Below are 16,282 nucleotides of genomic sequence, written 5' to 3'. Positions count from 1 at the left end.
ATTATGTTAGAATAAGTGAAGTATGACAAATGGAAATAGATGCTTTATTTACTCAGGCCTAACGCACTATAACTTTAAATTGGCAATCAATATAACTCACAACTTGAGATCGTTAAAACACAGATAAAAAATACAAATCGCTTTAAAGTAAGAACATTGAGTATTCATTAAAGACTGTGAGCTTGATAAAGGCTTGTTAGACCATGGTATTATACGAAGTAGGTTAAAACCATATAAAAACAATGGTATAAATAGTATATCGTTACAATAAGGACAGTGAGTATGCTTTTTCCCTACCGTAATATTGTTATTTTAACTGGTGCGGGCATTTCTGCTGAATCTGGTATAAGAACATTTAGAGATCAAGATGGTTTATGGGAAAACCATCACATTGAAGATGTTGCAACACCAGAAGGGTACCGCCGCAATCCTGTTTTAGTCCAAAATTTTTATAATCAACGTCGTCAACAACTAGAAAGTGGAACTGTTTCCCCCAATGCTGCCCACCTTGCTTTATCTAAGCTTGAAGCTGAACTTGATGGCACGGTTACGATTGTCACTCAAAATATCGATAATTTGCACGAGATGGCAGGCAGCGAAAATGTTATACACATGCATGGTGAATTATTAAAAGCACAGTGCAGTGGAACAGGGCAGAGTATTCATTGGCAAGGCGATATAAAATTAGATGACCACTGCCATTGCTGCCAGATTCCTTCACCGTTACGACCTAACGTTGTGTGGTTTGGTGAAATGCCTATCGGAATGGAGCGCATACACGATGCGTTACTAAAAGCAGATTTATTTATTTCTATTGGTACATCTGGTGCAGTCTATCCTGCCGCTGGGTTTGTTCATGAGGCTGCTATGCATGGTGCTCATACTATTGAGTTAAACCTTGAACCGAGTGAAGTTCAAAGCGAATTTGCTGAAAAACGTTATGGGCCAGCATCGATAGTGGTGCCGGAATTTATCGATGAAATATTAAGTACCAAATAGCATTTATTCTGCTGTATTCATATCATAAAAAAAGAGGCTCAATAAGAGCCTCTTCTAATTTTATGCGTTATATCTTAAAGCAATTTGCGCAAAATACCATTCTGGGTAAGTAAATGGTCAGATAATTGCGTAGATAAAATTGATAATAACAAGGCAGAAATTGAAGTAACTAGTGGTTCTAATTATAAAATTTCTAACGTAGTTATAAGCTATTTTAACCAGCAAAAATGACCAGATATTTGTCTAGATTGGTATAAATTACTGACCAGCTTTTAGCTTTTGGTAATACTCTTCATAAATTGTATTTGCTGTACCAACATTATCTTGCCATTCACCCGCATCAAGTACGTCTTGTGGTGGGAAGATATTTTGATCATTAACAAATTCAGCAGGCAATAGCTTTTTAGCTGTTGCTACTGGTGTAGGGTAGCCGATTTCGACTGCAATTTTTGCTGCGTTTTCTGGACGAAGTAAGAAGTCGATCATCTTATGAGCTGCTTCTGTATTTTTCGCTTTTGCCGGAATAGATAAACTATCCATCCAGAAAATAGCACCTTCTTTCGGCCATACGATATCAATTGGAGCACCTTCAAGACGCGCCATATATGCAGAGCCGTTCCATAACATACCCAGTGACGTTTCACCTGCCATGTATGGGTTTGCAGGGTAGTCAGAGTTGAATACTAATACGTTTGGCATTAGTTTTTTCAATTCTTCGTATGCTGCTTTAATTTCTTCAGGATTCGTCGTGTTAGCTGAATAGCCTAATTTACGAAGGGCAATGTGGAAGAACTCACGCGAGTCATCCATCATCATTAATTGACCTTCCCATTTAGGGTCCCAAAGATCTGCCCAACCACTAACTTCAGACTTATCCATCATATCGGTGTTAACACCAATACCTGTTGCGCCCCAAATATATGGAATAGAGTAGTCGTTATTAGGATCAAAAGGCTTGTTCAAGAAATTAGGATCAAGATCTTTGAAATGTGGCAGCTTCGTTCTATCGATTTTTTGTAGCATACCTTCAGAATGCATCTTAGATACATAATACGTTGATGGTACGATTAGGTCATAACCTTCGCCAAAGGTTTTAAGTTTAGCGTACATGGTTTCATTTGATTCGTAAGTCGAATAAATAACTTTAATGCCAGTTTCTTTCGTAAACTGTTCTAGCACTTCCGACGGAATATACTCAGACCAATTGTAGAAATACAGTTCTTCATCTGCAGCCATCGCTACATTCGTAAACATTGCAGCAGCACAGATGCCGCTGGTCATTAAAGAGGACCATTTTTTCATTATGTTGTTGCTCCTAACAAACAGGAATATCGAGAGTGCTCTCTAGCGGTATATACCGCTTCTCCTAATAAAATGGAAAAAAACATATCAACGATTTAACGTTAAATGATATTTCCGTTTTAGTGTAATTAAAACAAGGGGTAATTATAGCAGAACTATAAAGCTAACGTCTTAAGTTCGCGATTATAAAGGCAATCAAATCTACTAACTAAACTGATTGCCTTGTTTAAATCGTCAACTAATAATTACTGGCTAGCTTTTAGTTCAAGAAAGTAATTTTCATAGCGGATATTCATATCGCCAACTGCATCTTGCCACTCACCACGGTCTAAATCTTCTTGTGGTGGGAAAAGAGTAGGGTCGTCTTTGTATTTTGCGTTAGATGCTTTAACCGCTGTTAAATAACCAGTTTCTTCAGAGATTTTCGCTGCAATCTCAGGGCGAAGCAAAAAGTCGATCATTTTATGTGCAGCTTCAACATTTTGTGCATTTTTAGCAATGGCTAAGCTATCAACCCAGAAAATACCGCCTTCTTTTGGCCAAATTAACTTAATAGGTAAACCTTCTTTCTGTGCAGCAGCAGCAGAACCATTCCAAAGCATACCTAAGCCAACTTCACCTGCTAAGTAGGGTGCTGCAGGGTTATCTGAATTAAAAACTAATACATTAGGCATCAGTTTTTTCAGCTCTTCTTTTGCTTCATCAATTTGCTTAGGATCTGTCGTGTTACCAGAATAACCCAGTTTGCGTAATGCTATATGGAAGACTTCGCGTGTGTCATCCATTAGCATCAACTGACCTTTAAATTTTGGGTCCCATAAGTCAGCCCAGCTATCAAAATCGGCAGGATCATACATATCGGTATTTACGGCTAAACCTGTCATTGCGACCACATGCGGCATGGAGTAATCATTGTTTGGGTCAAAAGGCTTATTTAGATAGTTTTCATCTAATTCATCAAAATTGGTCAGCTTTGATTTATCAATTTTCTGCAACATACCTTCGTCACGCATCTTTGCAACGAAATATGTTGAAGGTACAACTAAGTCGTAACCTTGTGGGTGTGTTTTTAACTTAGCGTACATTGTTTCATTCGATTCGTAAGTCGAATAAATAACTTTAATACCAGTTTCTTTCGTGAACTGTTCTCGAAGTTCCGTAGAAATATACGGCCCCCAGTTCATGAAGACTAATTCCTTATTTGCTGCGTTTGCTGTAGTCGTAAACATAGCGGCTGCACATGCAGCACCAGTAAATAAAGCAGACCATTTTTTCATTTTTCTATCAACTCCAAAGCCCCATTGGGGAATAAAAAAACAAGTGATTAATTAGATTAATCACTTGTGTTTAGTTGGCTAATGCCAATGATGTATTCGTTGTCAGTATAGCTCTATTTGATCTTATCTCTTGCCAGGAGTTGTGAACACACAACAAGGAAGAGAGATACAATCAACATGATCGTCGCCAGTGCATTTACTTCAGGCGAAATGCCGACTTTAACCATTGAATAAATTTTCAACGGAAGAATTTCATAACTTGGGCCAGTTACAAACGAACTAACGATAACGTCATCGAGCGATAGGGTGAAGCTTAACAACCAACCCGCAGCAACAGCCGGTTTTGCTAATGGTAGAATGATTTGCTTTAAAATCACCCATTCACTCGCACCAAGGTCGCGTGCCGCTTCTAACATCTTCACATCAAAGCCTTTAAGACGGCTATATACTGTCACTACCACGAAAGGCAAACAGAATGTAATGTGCGAAAGAAGTAGGGTTAAGAAACCCAACTGAGCCCCCATAATTAAGAACAACGCTAATAGCGAAATAGCCATAACAATGTCAGGCGACATCATTACAACAAACAACATGCCATTGACGAATTTCTTGCCTCGGAACTGATAACGAAATAATGCTACTGCCGTCAAACTACCAATAATAGCGGCAACAGTGGCAGAGAATACCGCTATCGTGATCGAGTGCCATGCTGCTTGCATTAAGCTATCGTTATTGAGTAATTGTTCGTACCATTTGGTTGTAAAACCGCCCCATTTCATCCCAAATTTGCTGGAATTAAATGAATTCACAATTAAAATCAAAATAGGTGTATATAAGAAAGCGTACACCAACGTCATAAAGCCAAATTTAAAGGTACGTCCCATTATTCCAGCTCCACTTTACGGTTCAGCAATTTACCAGCACGATAATAGGCATAAAGCATAATTGCCATTGACGCCGTTAAGGCAATACTGGTTGCAGAACCAAATGGCCAATCTCGAGCGTTCAATACTTGGCTCTTAATCACATTACCGATTAGTAGGTTCTTCGCGCCACCTAATAAGTCAGATACATAGAACATACCTAGTGCTGGCAGCAGGACAAGTAAACAACCAGCGATAATACCCGGCATTGTTAATGGGAAAATCACTTTGATAAACGTTTGGAATTTTGATGCACCCAAATCACGGGCAGCTTCAATATACGTATTATCGAGTTTTTCGATGGCTGAATATAATGGCAACACCATAAACGGCAAAAGAATATAAACGAGACCAATCATGACAGCGTATTCTGTGTACATGATACGTATTGGCTTATCAATAATATCTAAATAGAGCAGGGTATTGTTAAGAATGCCACGCGTACCAAGCATGATTTTCAAACCATAGGTACGGATTAACGAGTTAGTCCAAAATGGCACGATAACCAAAAATAACATAAACGGACGCCACTTTACTGGCATCTTCGCAATGGCGTACGCAAACGGATACCCAATAAGCAAACACAACGCCGTTGCCGTAATTGCCATGTAGAACGAGTGCCACATAACTTTTGCATACAACGGATCAAACAACCTTATGTAGTTATTAAAGGTAAAGGTCATTTCAATCAGATTTGCATCATCACGGGTCAGAAAACTGGTTCCGATGATCATCAAGTTTGGCACGAAAACAAATAAAACCAACCAACTGACGATAATTGCTATGATGATGTTTTGTAGATTAAGCTTCTTGTTCATCAGCTAATACCACTTCCCAGCTTTCTACCCAAGTTACAGCAACTTTTTGATTAAGTGAGTGGTCAACGTCTGGATCATCTTCGTTGAAGAACTCACTTACCATTACTGACATGCCTGATTCTAATTCTATGACTGAATCGAGTGTCATCCCTTTATAGGTACGTTCACGTACGTAACCGATAATGCCTTTAGCTTGTTCACCATTGTTGATCTCTTCAAGGCGAATATCTTCAGGGCGTAGCAATACTTTCAGTTTATCGCCAGCGTTGACAGCAAGATCACAGTGAACCTGCGCTATACGACCTTCAACCTCAGCCATAATACGTTTTTCGTCTAAACGCTCTTTTACAGTGGCATCAAACACGTTGATCTCACCAATAAAGCGTGCAACAAATAAGTTTGTTGGTTCTTCATATATTTCACGCGGAGAGCCGTCTTGTTCGATATTACCGTCACGCATAACAATAATACGATCAGACATCGACAATGCTTCTTCTTGATCGTGCGTAACGAAAATAAACGTAATGCCTAATTTTCTTTGCAGTTGTTTTAGCTCGAGCTGCATTTGTTTACGTAATTTGTAATCAAGAGCAGAGAGTGATTCATCTAATAATAATACTTTTGGTTTGTTTACAACGGCACGCGCAATAGCAACACGCTGTTGTTGTCCACCAGACAACTGATGTGGCTTACGAGGTGCAAACTTATCAAGCTGTACCATGCGCAATGCATCCATAACACGAGGCTCTATTTCACTCTCGTTTACTTTTTGCATGCGTAAACCAAACGCAACATTCTCAAATACTGTCATATGGGGGAACAGTGCGTAGCTTTGAAACACCGTATTGACATGGCGTTGTTCAGCGGGAATCTGAGTAACATCATTACTGGCAATAATAACCTGACCAGCGTCAGAGTTTTCAAAACCAGCAATAAGACGAAGTACTGTGGTTTTACCACAACCTGATGGACCTAAGATGGTTAAGAACTCACCATCATTAACGTTTAGATCCAAACCAGCAATAATTTGCTTACCATCGAAGCTCTTGCTTAACCCTTTAAGCTGAATGACTGGTTTCTTAGATGTTGTTGAAGCGTTCAATTCTACGTTATCTCCATCCTGAGGCTTTGCTTATACCCCAATATAAAGGCTAATTTTAGGAGGCGCATAATAGACCTCAAATCGCGCAATTCAAAGCGTTTTTTTTCAGTGTTTTTTCTAGTGGGTGCAATACGTTGTGCCTAAATTCCTTCAATCGAAAAAATGTCACTTATTTGCTACAATTTACAGTTGTTATGAACATGAAAAATAGGCGTATTTAACATGACTTTTTACTCTTTGGAATGTGCACCTGTGAGCAATACTGTTTCAGTGCTATATCAACCGTAATGAAAACACTAAGAACCAGCATGAAAAATGATATCACGAGCCATTATCGGACAAATATTGAACAATTCAACAAATGGTAACTACTTTTTAGTATGGCTAGGTTTTTTAAAAAGGTGTTGATGTCGTACAATGGGCGTTCCTCACACAGAATGATATGTTTATGAAAGACGCGATGAATAAAAGTTTCCATGTTGGCGGGTCGGTTGAAAAAGCGTTAAAGGGAGATGTAGAACTGCAGGCTGTTGCTGTTTTACAAGAAGCGTGGAAGATAACTGCTCGCAACATTCTCACATTTTTACCTGCTGTGATCGGGTTGTTTTTGGCGCAAATCGCGTTATTGCTGCTTGGTCTGCAAGTTCAGCTTGGTAATCCGGCAATATTTTTCGATGCCGTGATAACAGGAAAAGAACTGACACAAGAGATCGTTCAAGCTGGCTACATGGCTAATTTTTGGTCTGATGTGTTGAGTGCACCATTGTATGTAGGCGCAAGTTTAATGGCGCTTAATCATGCTGTTGGTTTACCTTCTAAGCCTGGGCACTTGATCAAAGGTTTTCCGTTTACGCTTGTTTCTATCATTACTATGCTACTGATATCCTCTCTTCAGGGTATTGGTAATGCGATATTTCCAATCATCGGTTTATTGCTGTCTATGGGCTTTAGCATGGCAATTATTCTTGTTTGTGAAAAACGCATTGCGCCAATTAAAGCGATTAAAATTTCATTGCAAGCTACATTCAAAAAATTCATGCCAATGACAGCTATTTTTCTGGTTGTTTTGATTATGTTTTTTGTTTCTTTCGCAACAGCAGGCATTGGTCTTCTTTGGACGATTCCATTTTTCTTTAATGTGAAAGCAATTATATATCGCAATATGTTTGGTATTACCTTGCAAGTAACATCAACTAAAACGAAGGGAAACACATCAGAAAACAACGTGCTGACTGGTCATGTTCAATCAGAGAATGAACAGCAACAACCGACGTCTGTCCTAGACAATGAAACTGACACAACAGACTCTGCACCGACGCCAAATAAAGACCACGCTGATGATGATGAAAATGATAACCACCAGCAAGGTAGTGGAGATACGCCACAAAACGATGACACAGAAAAAGGCGGTAAGGTATTTAACGCGTAATGAATAAAAACAAGGTTGTTATTGCAGCGTTAATGTCTGCACTTATGGTGGGGTGTGGTGATACACCAAATTCTGATGAAAGTGTAAATGTTGCGTCACTTTCAAAACCTAATTTTTCTGCAATGACAGATGTGAATGAAAAGAAAGCGGCTTTCTTTGCGTATTTAATGCCATCTGTTGAACAAGAAAATAAACGAGTGACGAAAGAAAGGGATTTCTTATTAAAAATAAAAGCAGAGCTTGATGCGGGTGAATCATTAGATAATGAAGAAATAGATCATGCTAGACGTTTAAGCAAAATGTATAGCGTTTCCTTCATTGGTGACGGTGTAACTGATGCTTGGTTGTCTCATATGCTACTTCGAGTTGATGTTTTACCGAAAGAGTTAGTATTAAGCCAAGCTGCAAATGAATCCGCTTGGGGTACATCACGCTTTGCCACTGAAGGGAATAATTATTTTGGTCAGTGGTGTTATCGTAAAGGCTGTGGACTAGTACCGTTAGCAAGAAGTGAAGGCTCTACACACGAAGTTGCTGTATTTGAATCAGCTTATCGTTCTGTTAATGCTTACTTTATGAATGTGAATCGTAATAGTGCTTATGCTGAACTTCGTGACTTACGTGCCGCTCAACGTCGCGCAGGTAAGTCGATTGAAGGGACAAAGCTTGCTGAAGGGCTAACTCGTTACTCAGAACGTGGTAACGCTTACGTCACTGAAATTCAAGCCATGATTAAACATAACAATAAATATTGGAGCCAAGGATAAATGAAGTTAACTCATTGGCTATTAGCAGGTCTGTTTGCAACAGGATCTGTTTACGCTCAAGATGCAGCAGCACAAAATATTGAAATGCGTTATAGCACGCTTTACGGCAAACTAAAGCAAAATGTAAAAGAAGGGCATGACGACGTACGCATTGCACTGTATCTGATTAATCAGGCTAATGGTGAAGTCTGTAAGATTCAAAAAGGTTCAATGCGTAAAGATGAGCACTATGAAGAATTGGTGATTCCAAGTAGTAATGAACTCGCAGTTCCTGTCGATAAGAACTTACGCTCGGCAAACCCTGATGTCACTTTCGTGATTGATGATGGTATTACGTGTGATGTCTCTATGCAGGTTATTGCAAATAAGGCTTACGATAATGCTATCAGCCAGGCTGAACTTGCCAACCTTGTTCCTCAAATGAATAACATGATGGGTGACTTAGGTGGCATGTTCTCTAAATGGTTTATGCCTGAAGTGAAAGGGGTGGTTGTGCACTTTGCAACACCATCATCGAACCCTATTACATTAAGTAATGGCAAAACATTAACCGTAAGCGATCAAACGCTTGTGCTTAAGCTTGCTGATTTAACTGAAGGTGAGAATGTTCAGTTTCCAGGAAATCCAATAAAAGTGACACCATGGATTCCGCAAGATAGTTGATTTATCAGTAATTATTGATAATTGACTACAAAATCAAAGAGAGTACATCATTCTGTGATGGCTCTCTTTTTTTCATTTTTGTCTATTAAAGCAATATTTATTTTACTTATCCTCTTAAAAAATGACCCACCTCAAAGCCAGCTTTGCCCAATGTGCATAATAATCACTGTTACATTTTGTAAGTACTTATCTATTTTCGTAACAGTACTTAAATAACCTAATTAAGAGTGGTCTATGGATAATTTAGTTGAGCGTTTTCTACGTTATGTAAGCTTTGAAACTCAATCTAACTTCTCAGTTACCCACTGCCCAAGTACCAGTGGTCAGATTGTACTTGCAGAACAATTAAAGAATGAGCTTATCGAGCTAGAATTGGTTGATGTTGAGCTTGATGAGAACGGTTACGTGATGGCACGCTTGCCGTCAAATGTAGAGCATGATGTGCCAGCGATTGGTCTTATCGCGCATATGGACACAGCACCAGATGCTTCAGGCAAAGATGTAAAACCACAGATTGTTGAAAATTATCAAGGTGGTGACATTGCATTAGGTATAGGCGATGAAGTGCTTTCGCCGATTCAATACCCTGATCTTAAAAAGTTGCTTGGTCACAATATTATTACCACTGACGGTACAACATTACTGGGTGCTGATAATAAAGCGGGTATTGCAGAGATTATTACGGCTATTGCGCACCTTAAAGCTAACCCAGATATTAAACATGGTGATATTTGTATTGGTTTTACACCGGATGAAGAGATTGGTCGTGGTGCAAATTTGTTTAATGTTGAAAAGTTTGGTGCAAAATGGGCTTACACCATAGATGGTGGCCCTGTTGGTGAGCTAGAGTTTGAAAACTTCAATGCCACGTCGGCTGATGTTATTTGTCATGGTGTGAATGTTCACCCTGGCACTGCAAAAAACAAAATGATTAACTCGATGAATATTGCCGCTCAATTCCAGTTAATGATGCCTACAGAAGAAACACCAGAATGTACCGAGCACTATGAAGGCTTCTATCATTTAAAATCAATGGAGCCTTCTGTTGCAAAAACTGAACTTGGCTACATTATCCGTGATTTTGATCGCGAAGGGCTCGAGCAACGAAAAGCCTTTATGCAAAGTAAAGTCGATGAGCTAAACAGTTCATTAACGAAAGGACGTGTTGAGCTTATTCTTACCGATAGTTATTTCAACATGCGTGAAATGGTAGAGCCACATCAGCATATTATTGAATTGGCGAAAGAAGCAATGATTGCGTGTGATGTAAAACCTGATATCAAGCCTATTCGTGGTGGTACAGACGGAGCTCGCTTATCGTTTATGGGCTTACCTTGTCCTAATATTTTCACTGGCGGTTATAACTTCCATGGTATTCATGAATTCATTACGATTGAAGGCATGGAGCAGGCTGTACGTGTTATCGTTAAATTAGCTGAGAAAACATCAGAGAAGTACCAGTAAATTTGATGTGTTTTTAGCATTGACCTGTAAAGTTGCTCTGTAAAAAAGGCGCAGTATGATTACGGCGCCTTTTTTGTACCTAACGAGAAGTTACTCTCTTTATGCTAGAACAAACTCAACATCAATATGCGGATATGTCTGACTAAGCTGCTGACTTATGCCATTTTTTGCTGTCTGTAAAGAGTCGCTATCTATAGATGTGAGTTGCTCAGCCGAAAAGCTGATCACGACCAAATAGCTGCTCCCTGTTTTGCTGATGAACAAGGCTTCTTGCTTAAGTGCTTGTGCAGTGAGTGAATCACTAATAACACTTTCAATGCGCTGATAATCTTGTTGATTTTGTAACTGTCCGCCTGCCATTTCGATAAAGGCATTTCTGATGATAGAGATAGGTTGTTTTATCATCAGGCACGCCAAAATTAGAACCATGATGGCATCACCAATATAAAGAAGAAAACCCCATCCACTATCAGCATTCACGTACCCGATAATAACCAAAGCGGCACCGGTGCCTGCCGACATGAAGCCATCGACGAGCGATGCACTTTTGTCGATACTGAGCATGCTGCTTTTATTGCCTACCTGTTTGTTTTGATAATGATAAAACAAAGATAAGCCAAAGCAGATGATGACCATCGCAATGGAGTAAATCAGTATAGGACCTGTTTTGAGAGGCGGTAATTCTGCTCCATTGATGTACTGGACAATTTTAGACACGTTACCGATGATTGCAGCCAGTAGCACGCCACCAATCAATAAGCCTTTAACCAAAGAATATAAGGCTTCTGTGATAAATAAGCCAAAAGGGAAAGTGTGAGAGCGCCGCGTTTTTATCTCAGCCACTTTCAGTGCAGCGATAGATGACAAGAACATAATGAACGAAAAGTTACCGTCGAGTAATAAGGCTTCAGACCCTGATAGGTAAAAAGTCGCCCAGCCAGATAGCGCCATTACAAGATTTGCAACAACACCAACAGTCAATGATTGCCGCTCGATAGATTGTAGTTTGTGAATCATGATTTGCTCTCAACAAAAACAGCTAAAATACGTCGTTGCTTTACCATACCTGTTTTAAGCCACCTAACGCTAACTAATCTGTTAATTAATACGTTGTTTCTACGGCTTAAAAGCACCATTGTTGCGAACCTCAGTCGTACTGATAATAAGTGCCTTTATTACGTAGTTCAATGGTATTGAGCTACTTCTTAGCCCTGTTAGCTCAGAATCGTTACGGGTTTAATAAAGAATACACGACTAGCCATAAATGGACATTTAATTAAATTTAGTCTATAAATATACATATAAAAGTAAAATGAAGAGGGTGCGATGAATACAACACCAGCGACTCACCAACAAGCTCAACTCAATGCTGGAAATGCAGTACTGCCAGTTGTTTTCAATATTTTGGATAAATGGTCTTGTACACAAGCTCAGCAGATGGCTGTACTTGGCTTAACCAGCCGTTCAACCTTGAATAAATACCGTAGCCACCCAGAGTCTGCAAAAGTATCGAAAGATTTACTAGAGCGTATGAGCTACATATTAAATATTCACAAATGTCTACGCATAATGTTTACCGCGGAAGAAAGTGTTTATAACTGGGTACAGAAACCCAACACACATCCTTTCTTTTCTGGCCGAAGCGCAATGGATGTCATGATGCAAGGTAAAGTGATTGATCTTTACCAGGTAGCTTCACGCTTAAATGCTTGGCGTGGTGGGAAGTCTTAATGCAGTATTCAATGAAATCTTTTTCAGAACAATTATGTTTTCGACTGATCCCATCTAAATATCCACCGATAAATCTTTATGAAGATGTGGCAAATCCAGAACAGTTAGAAGCGATCTTTGCTGTTGAAGCGATTACCAACCCAAGACTAGCCGAAGAAGTCGGTGATTTTAGTGGAATACCCGTGAGCGATCGTTTGGTTGGTATTCCACATTGCAGCTATGTTATGGCTGCGTTTACCCATATAAACCCTGACGGTTCTCGGTTTAATACAGCAGATTATGGGGTTTATTATGCGGCGCCTGATATCAATACTGCGATTAAAGAAACGGTTTATCACCTTGAGCGTTTAATGGGGTATACCAAAGAGCCCGCGCAAGATATTCAAATGCGCTGTATAGATGCTTGGTTTAATGGTGAACTTGCTGATTTAACTGATCAAGGCTCTTTAGATTCAGAGGTTTATCACCCAACGAATTATACCCACTCGCAAGCTGTTGCTAATGATATTAAAGGCAAAAAAGGTGACGGAATTCTTTATCAATCAGTACGGCACCAAGGTTACGATTGCTATGCGTTATTCAAACCTAACCTAGTCAGTAAAGTTTGCCAATCAAAGCACTTTTCATATAAATGGAATGGGGCATCAGTAAATGCCGTTCTTGAGATTAGCTTGGTGTGATTGATTAGAAAGTATTAAGCCAGCAAGGAATTGCTGGCTTATAGAAATAATCAAGTAGGTAGATGTTATAACTCACTCGATAACAGCGACGTTCTATTTCAAACCTTTCTCGGCTTTTTCAGCTTCATCTTTAATGTCAGGATTTTTTTCAAGACCATCTACAATCCAATCATTTAAGTGTTTAAGAATTGCTGTGACAGCATGTTTTTTTGTGCCTTTCTCGCCAGAAGGAATGTCTAATTGTTGTTGTGCATGCAAGCCTGTTTCATCTTCCGCAATGTGTAGCCAATCAGGGTGCCAGTAAAATGAATTTCCTTTATCAGAAATCCAGTTATGTACGCCGCAATTTTCACCTTTGTAGTCTAGATTTTGTGCTTTGTACTTCATACTTATTCCTTCATTCATAAACAACATCGAATAATATTGCTAAATAAGTATAGAAAATAAATAGATAGAAATTGTGACGTATGATAAAAAAATTATAATTAAGTTGTTTCTTTTTATATATCGTAAGAAATTCGGTCGTTGCAAACCCTCTCAATGAACATAAAGGTACAACTGCAAGTGTTAATTAATTCGTGATGCGAGTACCTCAGAAATTTCTACAAAACACTCCATGGTCCCACAGGGCGTTTCAGTGTGAGAAGACTCACAATAAAAATGAGTCTTTGTCAGAATCAGCTATTACTATTTCAAGTAACGATTTTCTAAATGCATCTTAAAATGAGTACCATCCAAATGCTACCTGGAAGAACACCGATCCACGTATCCTGCAAATTCTCTCCAACTTTCAATTTCTCTTGGATCACCTTCTTGACGCACAAACCGTGTAAATGACTGTGGAACAGCTATACCATACTTAAATTTAAAGTATTCATTGAGTTTGAAATGACTTGAGTATCCATCTTGAAATGCATCATAAGCAAGATGTGCTTTACGCCAAAATGCAGGATTTGCATGGCCTCTTACACTTAACCATGGATATGATGGTTTATTGTCCTGTGTCGTATATATTGCATTACCCATAAGGTGTAAAAGTTTAGATAAAGTATCATTACCAAACTCTTTGATTTCTAAAGATTTGATTGCTTCGATATCTGAACCAACTTGCGAAGCTACTTTGTTTACCAAGAAATCAAGATTCAATGTCATGCACAACTCAAACCCTATCCAGTCTATGCGATCTAAGATAGCTTCAATGTACTCATCTTTTGTGATTTCTTTGTTTCTTATAGCGCGTCGATATTCAACTGATTTTTTATTCTTCTCTAAGATATGGGTTTGAAGTTCTGGATAGTCTTCAAGAGCTGATGGATTTTGAGCTAATATATCTAGAAGTTTGTCTTGGTCTGTTAGTAGAAGTCCAAGTTGGGAACGCGATTTTTCATCCATAATTGTGCTCACTTGAGAATTCATCTTATCCGATATGGAATTGAGCTTTAAACTGTAGCATATTGTTGACATCAGCACTTACACAATATCAATGACTTATAGAAAACTATACTTTCGGCGTTTTCCAAACCACATCAAATCGCATAAGCTAGAACTAGGCATACCAGCAGAAGTTACAAGTGATAAGAAATAGAAAGTACTTACATAACCAATAGATGGATATGCTGCTAATATGGCCATCATCAGTAGTGTGATACCAAAGAAAAACTAGAATCAATACAAATGAAATAGAATATTTTAATGTTGAATGAAATTTCATAGTGAACAAAAGGAGAGGTTATTCTCTCCTCTATAGACTGATTGATTAATAATTCTTAATATGAACTTCTGGATGTTCAGCATCTGTCTTGATATACATATCAACTTTCTTTTTGTCTACTTCAAAGCGAGTTGATGTGACTGTACCCATCAATTCGCCACGGCCTTTCCATAATGGTTTAGTCTCTGCAAAAGATTGGGTTTCTGCCTTAGTAGTATTCACTGTCGCAGATTGAATGAATCTTTCAGCTGCTTTTTGACGATCAAGAGAGTGCGCAGCAAATTCATGGTTTACAAAGTCCTTCGAATGGAAAATTGAGTGGTTAGCATGAGCTTGTTTGTTAGAAATGCTGTAAGAAACATCACCACCATAATTATTTTCGATGTTCATTATTTTTCTGTTTGCATCTACTACAGTGTAAGTGAAGAACGCTGTATATTCAGGGTATGCTTTATACATATCGATCACATCCCGGTAGCTTTCAGCATTATAAGCATCCCAGCTCAAGTAGTATGATGGGGTAGCCGTTTCAGACAAAATATCACTATTAGCATTTTGTCGTGCTGTGCCTTCATCGGCCATTGTGTTCATCAGCATCGCTTGGCCACCTTTGCTAACACCACCATAAGGGATTAGGCCTGCCCAGGTTTGAATAACACGTGTTTTACCATCTATGTCAGTATGATTTAACACAATCAACCCTTTGTAATTAATACCCATGTAGTCAAAGTTTGCTTGACCCCAAGCTTTACCTTTACCATCACTTACCCCCATTACAGTACATTTAGCAGGAGCTTTTGGATCATGACCGGCTTTCTCAGTCTGAAGAAAGCCCATACCACCATTGCGCTGAGATTCAAGAATTGCTTCATCTGACATACCAACAGCTAGAAGCAAGTCAGGATCTTTGTCGAGGCTTTCTGCCAAACCTTCAATATAGGCTGCCGCGTCAGGAGATGCTTTTTGCAATTTGCCATAAACATTCTTTTCTTTAAATGAAGTTGACAGTTTTGAAATGCTTAAACCAGGAAGCATTACATCTAATGTGCTATCAAAGCGTTTGATAGCATCAAGAACTTGGTTTTTGGCAACAGCACCAACATGTTTACCAAGTTCATAAGATGAACCCGTGAATTTAACCTCAGCAATTTGGTCAGTGTGTTGGATAAGCTCGGCTTTTGCACCAAAAGCTGAAACTGCAAGCAATGTAACAATGACTGATTTTCTCATGATATTAATCTCAATGTTATAACCATTTGATTTATGTGTTTTTTCGTAAATTGTTTAATTTTCACCTTCTTTATCAGAGATATTAGAAAGTGTTTTCATTTGATGGGGGAATAGTAGAGCAACGCTTATTTCAAGTAATTTGGGGGGTTATTAGATGTAATTAGAAATACTATTTGGGATTTAGAA

Annotated in this window: 16 protein-coding genes; 7 read left to right on the top strand and 9 right to left on the bottom strand. The window is 38.8% G+C overall.

Going from position 1 to position 16,282, the window contains the following annotated elements; genetic code table 11:
* Positions 1–282: 282 nt before the first annotated feature.
* Positions 283–999: a Sir2 family NAD+-dependent deacetylase gene (gene cobB, locus C9J47_RS10840; RefSeq protein ID WP_107253549.1), complete on the top strand. Its 717-nt coding sequence runs from the start codon at positions 283–285 to the stop codon at positions 997–999.
* 258 nt (positions 1,000–1,257) lie between these two features.
* On the opposite strand, the gene C9J47_RS10835 is transcribed toward cobB, so the two are convergent.
* From C9J47_RS10835 to potA, 5 genes are all read right to left on the bottom strand, one after another.
* Complete coding sequence (locus C9J47_RS10835) at positions 1,258–2,301, bottom strand: extracellular solute-binding protein (RefSeq protein ID WP_006231844.1); 1,044 nt, start codon at positions 2,299–2,301, stop codon at positions 1,258–1,260.
* A gap of 245 nt (positions 2,302–2,546) precedes the next feature.
* Complete coding sequence (locus tag C9J47_RS10830; RefSeq protein WP_107245011.1) at positions 2,547–3,578, bottom strand: extracellular solute-binding protein; 1,032 nt, start codon at positions 3,576–3,578, stop codon at positions 2,547–2,549.
* Between the two features lie 113 nt (positions 3,579–3,691).
* On the bottom strand, positions 3,692–4,462 hold the full coding sequence (gene potC, locus C9J47_RS10825) for a spermidine/putrescine ABC transporter permease PotC (protein WP_107253548.1): 771 nt from the start codon (positions 4,460–4,462) through the stop codon (positions 3,692–3,694).
* Complete coding sequence (gene potB / locus C9J47_RS10820) at positions 4,462–5,319, bottom strand: spermidine/putrescine ABC transporter permease PotB (RefSeq protein WP_107253547.1); 858 nt, start codon at positions 5,317–5,319, stop codon at positions 4,462–4,464. The genes potC and potB overlap by 1 nt, the downstream gene beginning before the upstream one ends.
* On the bottom strand, positions 5,303–6,421 hold the full coding sequence (gene potA, locus C9J47_RS10815; RefSeq protein ID WP_107253546.1) for a spermidine/putrescine ABC transporter ATP-binding protein PotA: 1,119 nt from the start codon (positions 6,419–6,421) through the stop codon (positions 5,303–5,305). The genes potB and potA overlap by 17 nt, the downstream gene beginning before the upstream one ends.
* 448 nt (positions 6,422–6,869) lie before the next feature.
* On the opposite strand from potA, the gene C9J47_RS10810 reads away from it, so the two are divergent.
* The 4 genes from C9J47_RS10810 (at position 6,870) to pepT (ending at position 10,744) form a co-directional block, all read left to right on the top strand.
* Positions 6,870–7,850 (top strand): DUF2189 domain-containing protein, encoded by a 981-nt coding sequence (locus C9J47_RS10810; protein ID WP_245903427.1) that lies wholly within the window; start codon positions 6,870–6,872, stop codon positions 7,848–7,850.
* Positions 7,850–8,617 carry a glucosaminidase domain-containing protein gene (locus tag C9J47_RS10805; RefSeq protein ID WP_107253544.1) on the top strand — a complete coding sequence of 256 codons (768 nt, stop codon included), beginning with the start codon at positions 7,850–7,852 and terminating at the stop codon, positions 8,615–8,617. Before C9J47_RS10810 ends, C9J47_RS10805 begins: the two co-directional genes overlap by 1 nt.
* Positions 8,618–9,280 carry a DUF2987 domain-containing protein gene (locus tag C9J47_RS10800; RefSeq protein ID WP_107253543.1) on the top strand — a complete coding sequence of 221 codons (663 nt, stop codon included), beginning with the start codon at positions 8,618–8,620 and terminating at the stop codon, positions 9,278–9,280. It begins immediately after the preceding gene.
* Between the two features lie 234 nt (positions 9,281–9,514).
* A complete protein-coding gene (pepT, locus tag C9J47_RS10795) occupies positions 9,515–10,744 on the top strand; it encodes a peptidase T (RefSeq protein ID WP_107253542.1) in 1,230 nt (409 codons plus the stop codon).
* 99 nt (positions 10,745–10,843) lie between these two features.
* Here the strand turns inward: pepT and C9J47_RS10790 are convergent, their stop codons facing one another.
* Positions 10,844–11,761: a cation efflux transmembrane domain-containing protein gene (locus tag C9J47_RS10790; RefSeq protein WP_107253541.1), complete on the bottom strand. Its 918-nt coding sequence runs from the start codon at positions 11,759–11,761 to the stop codon at positions 10,844–10,846.
* A gap of 309 nt (positions 11,762–12,070) precedes the next feature.
* On the opposite strand from C9J47_RS10790, the gene C9J47_RS10785 reads away from it, so the two are divergent.
* Together C9J47_RS10785 and C9J47_RS10780 are read left to right on the top strand one after the other, a co-directional pair.
* Positions 12,071–12,475, top strand: a complete 405-nt coding sequence (locus C9J47_RS10785; protein ID WP_107253540.1) for an MbcA/ParS/Xre antitoxin family protein — start codon at positions 12,071–12,073, stop codon at positions 12,473–12,475.
* Positions 12,475–13,155, top strand: coding sequence for an RES family NAD+ phosphorylase (locus C9J47_RS10780; RefSeq protein ID WP_049788930.1), 681 nt, complete (start codon positions 12,475–12,477; stop codon positions 13,153–13,155). Before C9J47_RS10785 ends, C9J47_RS10780 begins: the two co-directional genes overlap by 1 nt.
* A gap of 93 nt (positions 13,156–13,248) precedes the next feature.
* Here the strand turns inward: C9J47_RS10780 and C9J47_RS10775 are convergent, their stop codons facing one another.
* The 3 genes from C9J47_RS10775 to C9J47_RS10765 all read right to left on the bottom strand — a co-directional run bounded on the left by C9J47_RS10775 (position 13,249) and on the right by C9J47_RS10765 (position 16,096).
* Positions 13,249–13,542 carry a hypothetical protein gene (locus C9J47_RS10775; RefSeq protein ID WP_107245020.1) on the bottom strand — a complete coding sequence of 98 codons (294 nt, stop codon included), beginning with the start codon at positions 13,540–13,542 and terminating at the stop codon, positions 13,249–13,251.
* A 354-nt stretch (positions 13,543–13,896) separates the two neighbouring features.
* The gene (locus C9J47_RS10770; RefSeq protein WP_107253539.1) at positions 13,897–14,547 is read right to left on the bottom strand and encodes a hypothetical protein; all 651 of its coding nucleotides are present in this window, start codon (positions 14,545–14,547) and stop codon (positions 13,897–13,899) included.
* A 364-nt stretch (positions 14,548–14,911) separates the two neighbouring features.
* Positions 14,912–16,096, bottom strand: coding sequence for a C45 family autoproteolytic acyltransferase/hydrolase (locus C9J47_RS10765; protein WP_107253538.1), 1,185 nt, complete (start codon positions 16,094–16,096; stop codon positions 14,912–14,914).
* Positions 16,097–16,282: the final 186 nt, after the last annotated feature.

Source organism: Photobacterium indicum (assembly GCF_003026215.1).
Classification (GTDB): Bacteria; Pseudomonadota; Gammaproteobacteria; order Enterobacterales; family Vibrionaceae; genus Photobacterium; species Photobacterium indicum.
This window is presented reverse-complemented; position numbering and strand designations above follow the sequence as displayed.

Excerpts from the sequence above, each read along its gene's own strand:
- cobB (WP_107253549.1), top strand. The coding sequence starts at position 283 with ATGCTTTTTCCCTACCGTAATATTGTTATTTTAACTGGTGCGGGCATT.
- C9J47_RS10835 (WP_006231844.1), bottom strand. The coding sequence starts at position 2,301 with ATGAAAAAATGGTCCTCTTTAATGACCAGCGGCATCTGTGCTGCTGCA.
- C9J47_RS10830 (WP_107245011.1), bottom strand. The coding sequence starts at position 3,578 with ATGAAAAAATGGTCTGCTTTATTTACTGGTGCTGCATGTGCAGCCGCT.
- potC (WP_107253548.1), bottom strand. The coding sequence starts at position 4,462 with ATGGGACGTACCTTTAAATTTGGCTTTATGACGTTGGTGTACGCTTTC.
- potB (WP_107253547.1), bottom strand. The coding sequence starts at position 5,319 with ATGAACAAGAAGCTTAATCTACAAAACATCATCATAGCAATTATCGTC.
- C9J47_RS10810 (WP_245903427.1), top strand. The coding sequence starts at position 6,870 with ATGAAAGACGCGATGAATAAAAGTTTCCATGTTGGCGGGTCGGTTGAA.
- C9J47_RS10805 (WP_107253544.1), top strand. The coding sequence starts at position 7,850 with ATGAATAAAAACAAGGTTGTTATTGCAGCGTTAATGTCTGCACTTATG.
- C9J47_RS10800 (WP_107253543.1), top strand. The coding sequence starts at position 8,618 with ATGAAGTTAACTCATTGGCTATTAGCAGGTCTGTTTGCAACAGGATCT.
- pepT (WP_107253542.1), top strand. The coding sequence starts at position 9,515 with ATGGATAATTTAGTTGAGCGTTTTCTACGTTATGTAAGCTTTGAAACT.
- C9J47_RS10790 (WP_107253541.1), bottom strand. The coding sequence starts at position 11,761 with ATGATTCACAAACTACAATCTATCGAGCGGCAATCATTGACTGTTGGT.
- C9J47_RS10785 (WP_107253540.1), top strand. The coding sequence starts at position 12,071 with ATGAATACAACACCAGCGACTCACCAACAAGCTCAACTCAATGCTGGA.
- C9J47_RS10780 (WP_049788930.1), top strand. The coding sequence starts at position 12,475 with ATGCAGTATTCAATGAAATCTTTTTCAGAACAATTATGTTTTCGACTG.
- C9J47_RS10775 (WP_107245020.1), bottom strand. The coding sequence starts at position 13,542 with ATGAAGTACAAAGCACAAAATCTAGACTACAAAGGTGAAAATTGCGGC.
- C9J47_RS10770 (WP_107253539.1), bottom strand. The coding sequence starts at position 14,547 with ATGGATGAAAAATCGCGTTCCCAACTTGGACTTCTACTAACAGACCAA.
- C9J47_RS10765 (WP_107253538.1), bottom strand. The coding sequence starts at position 16,096 with ATGAGAAAATCAGTCATTGTTACATTGCTTGCAGTTTCAGCTTTTGGT.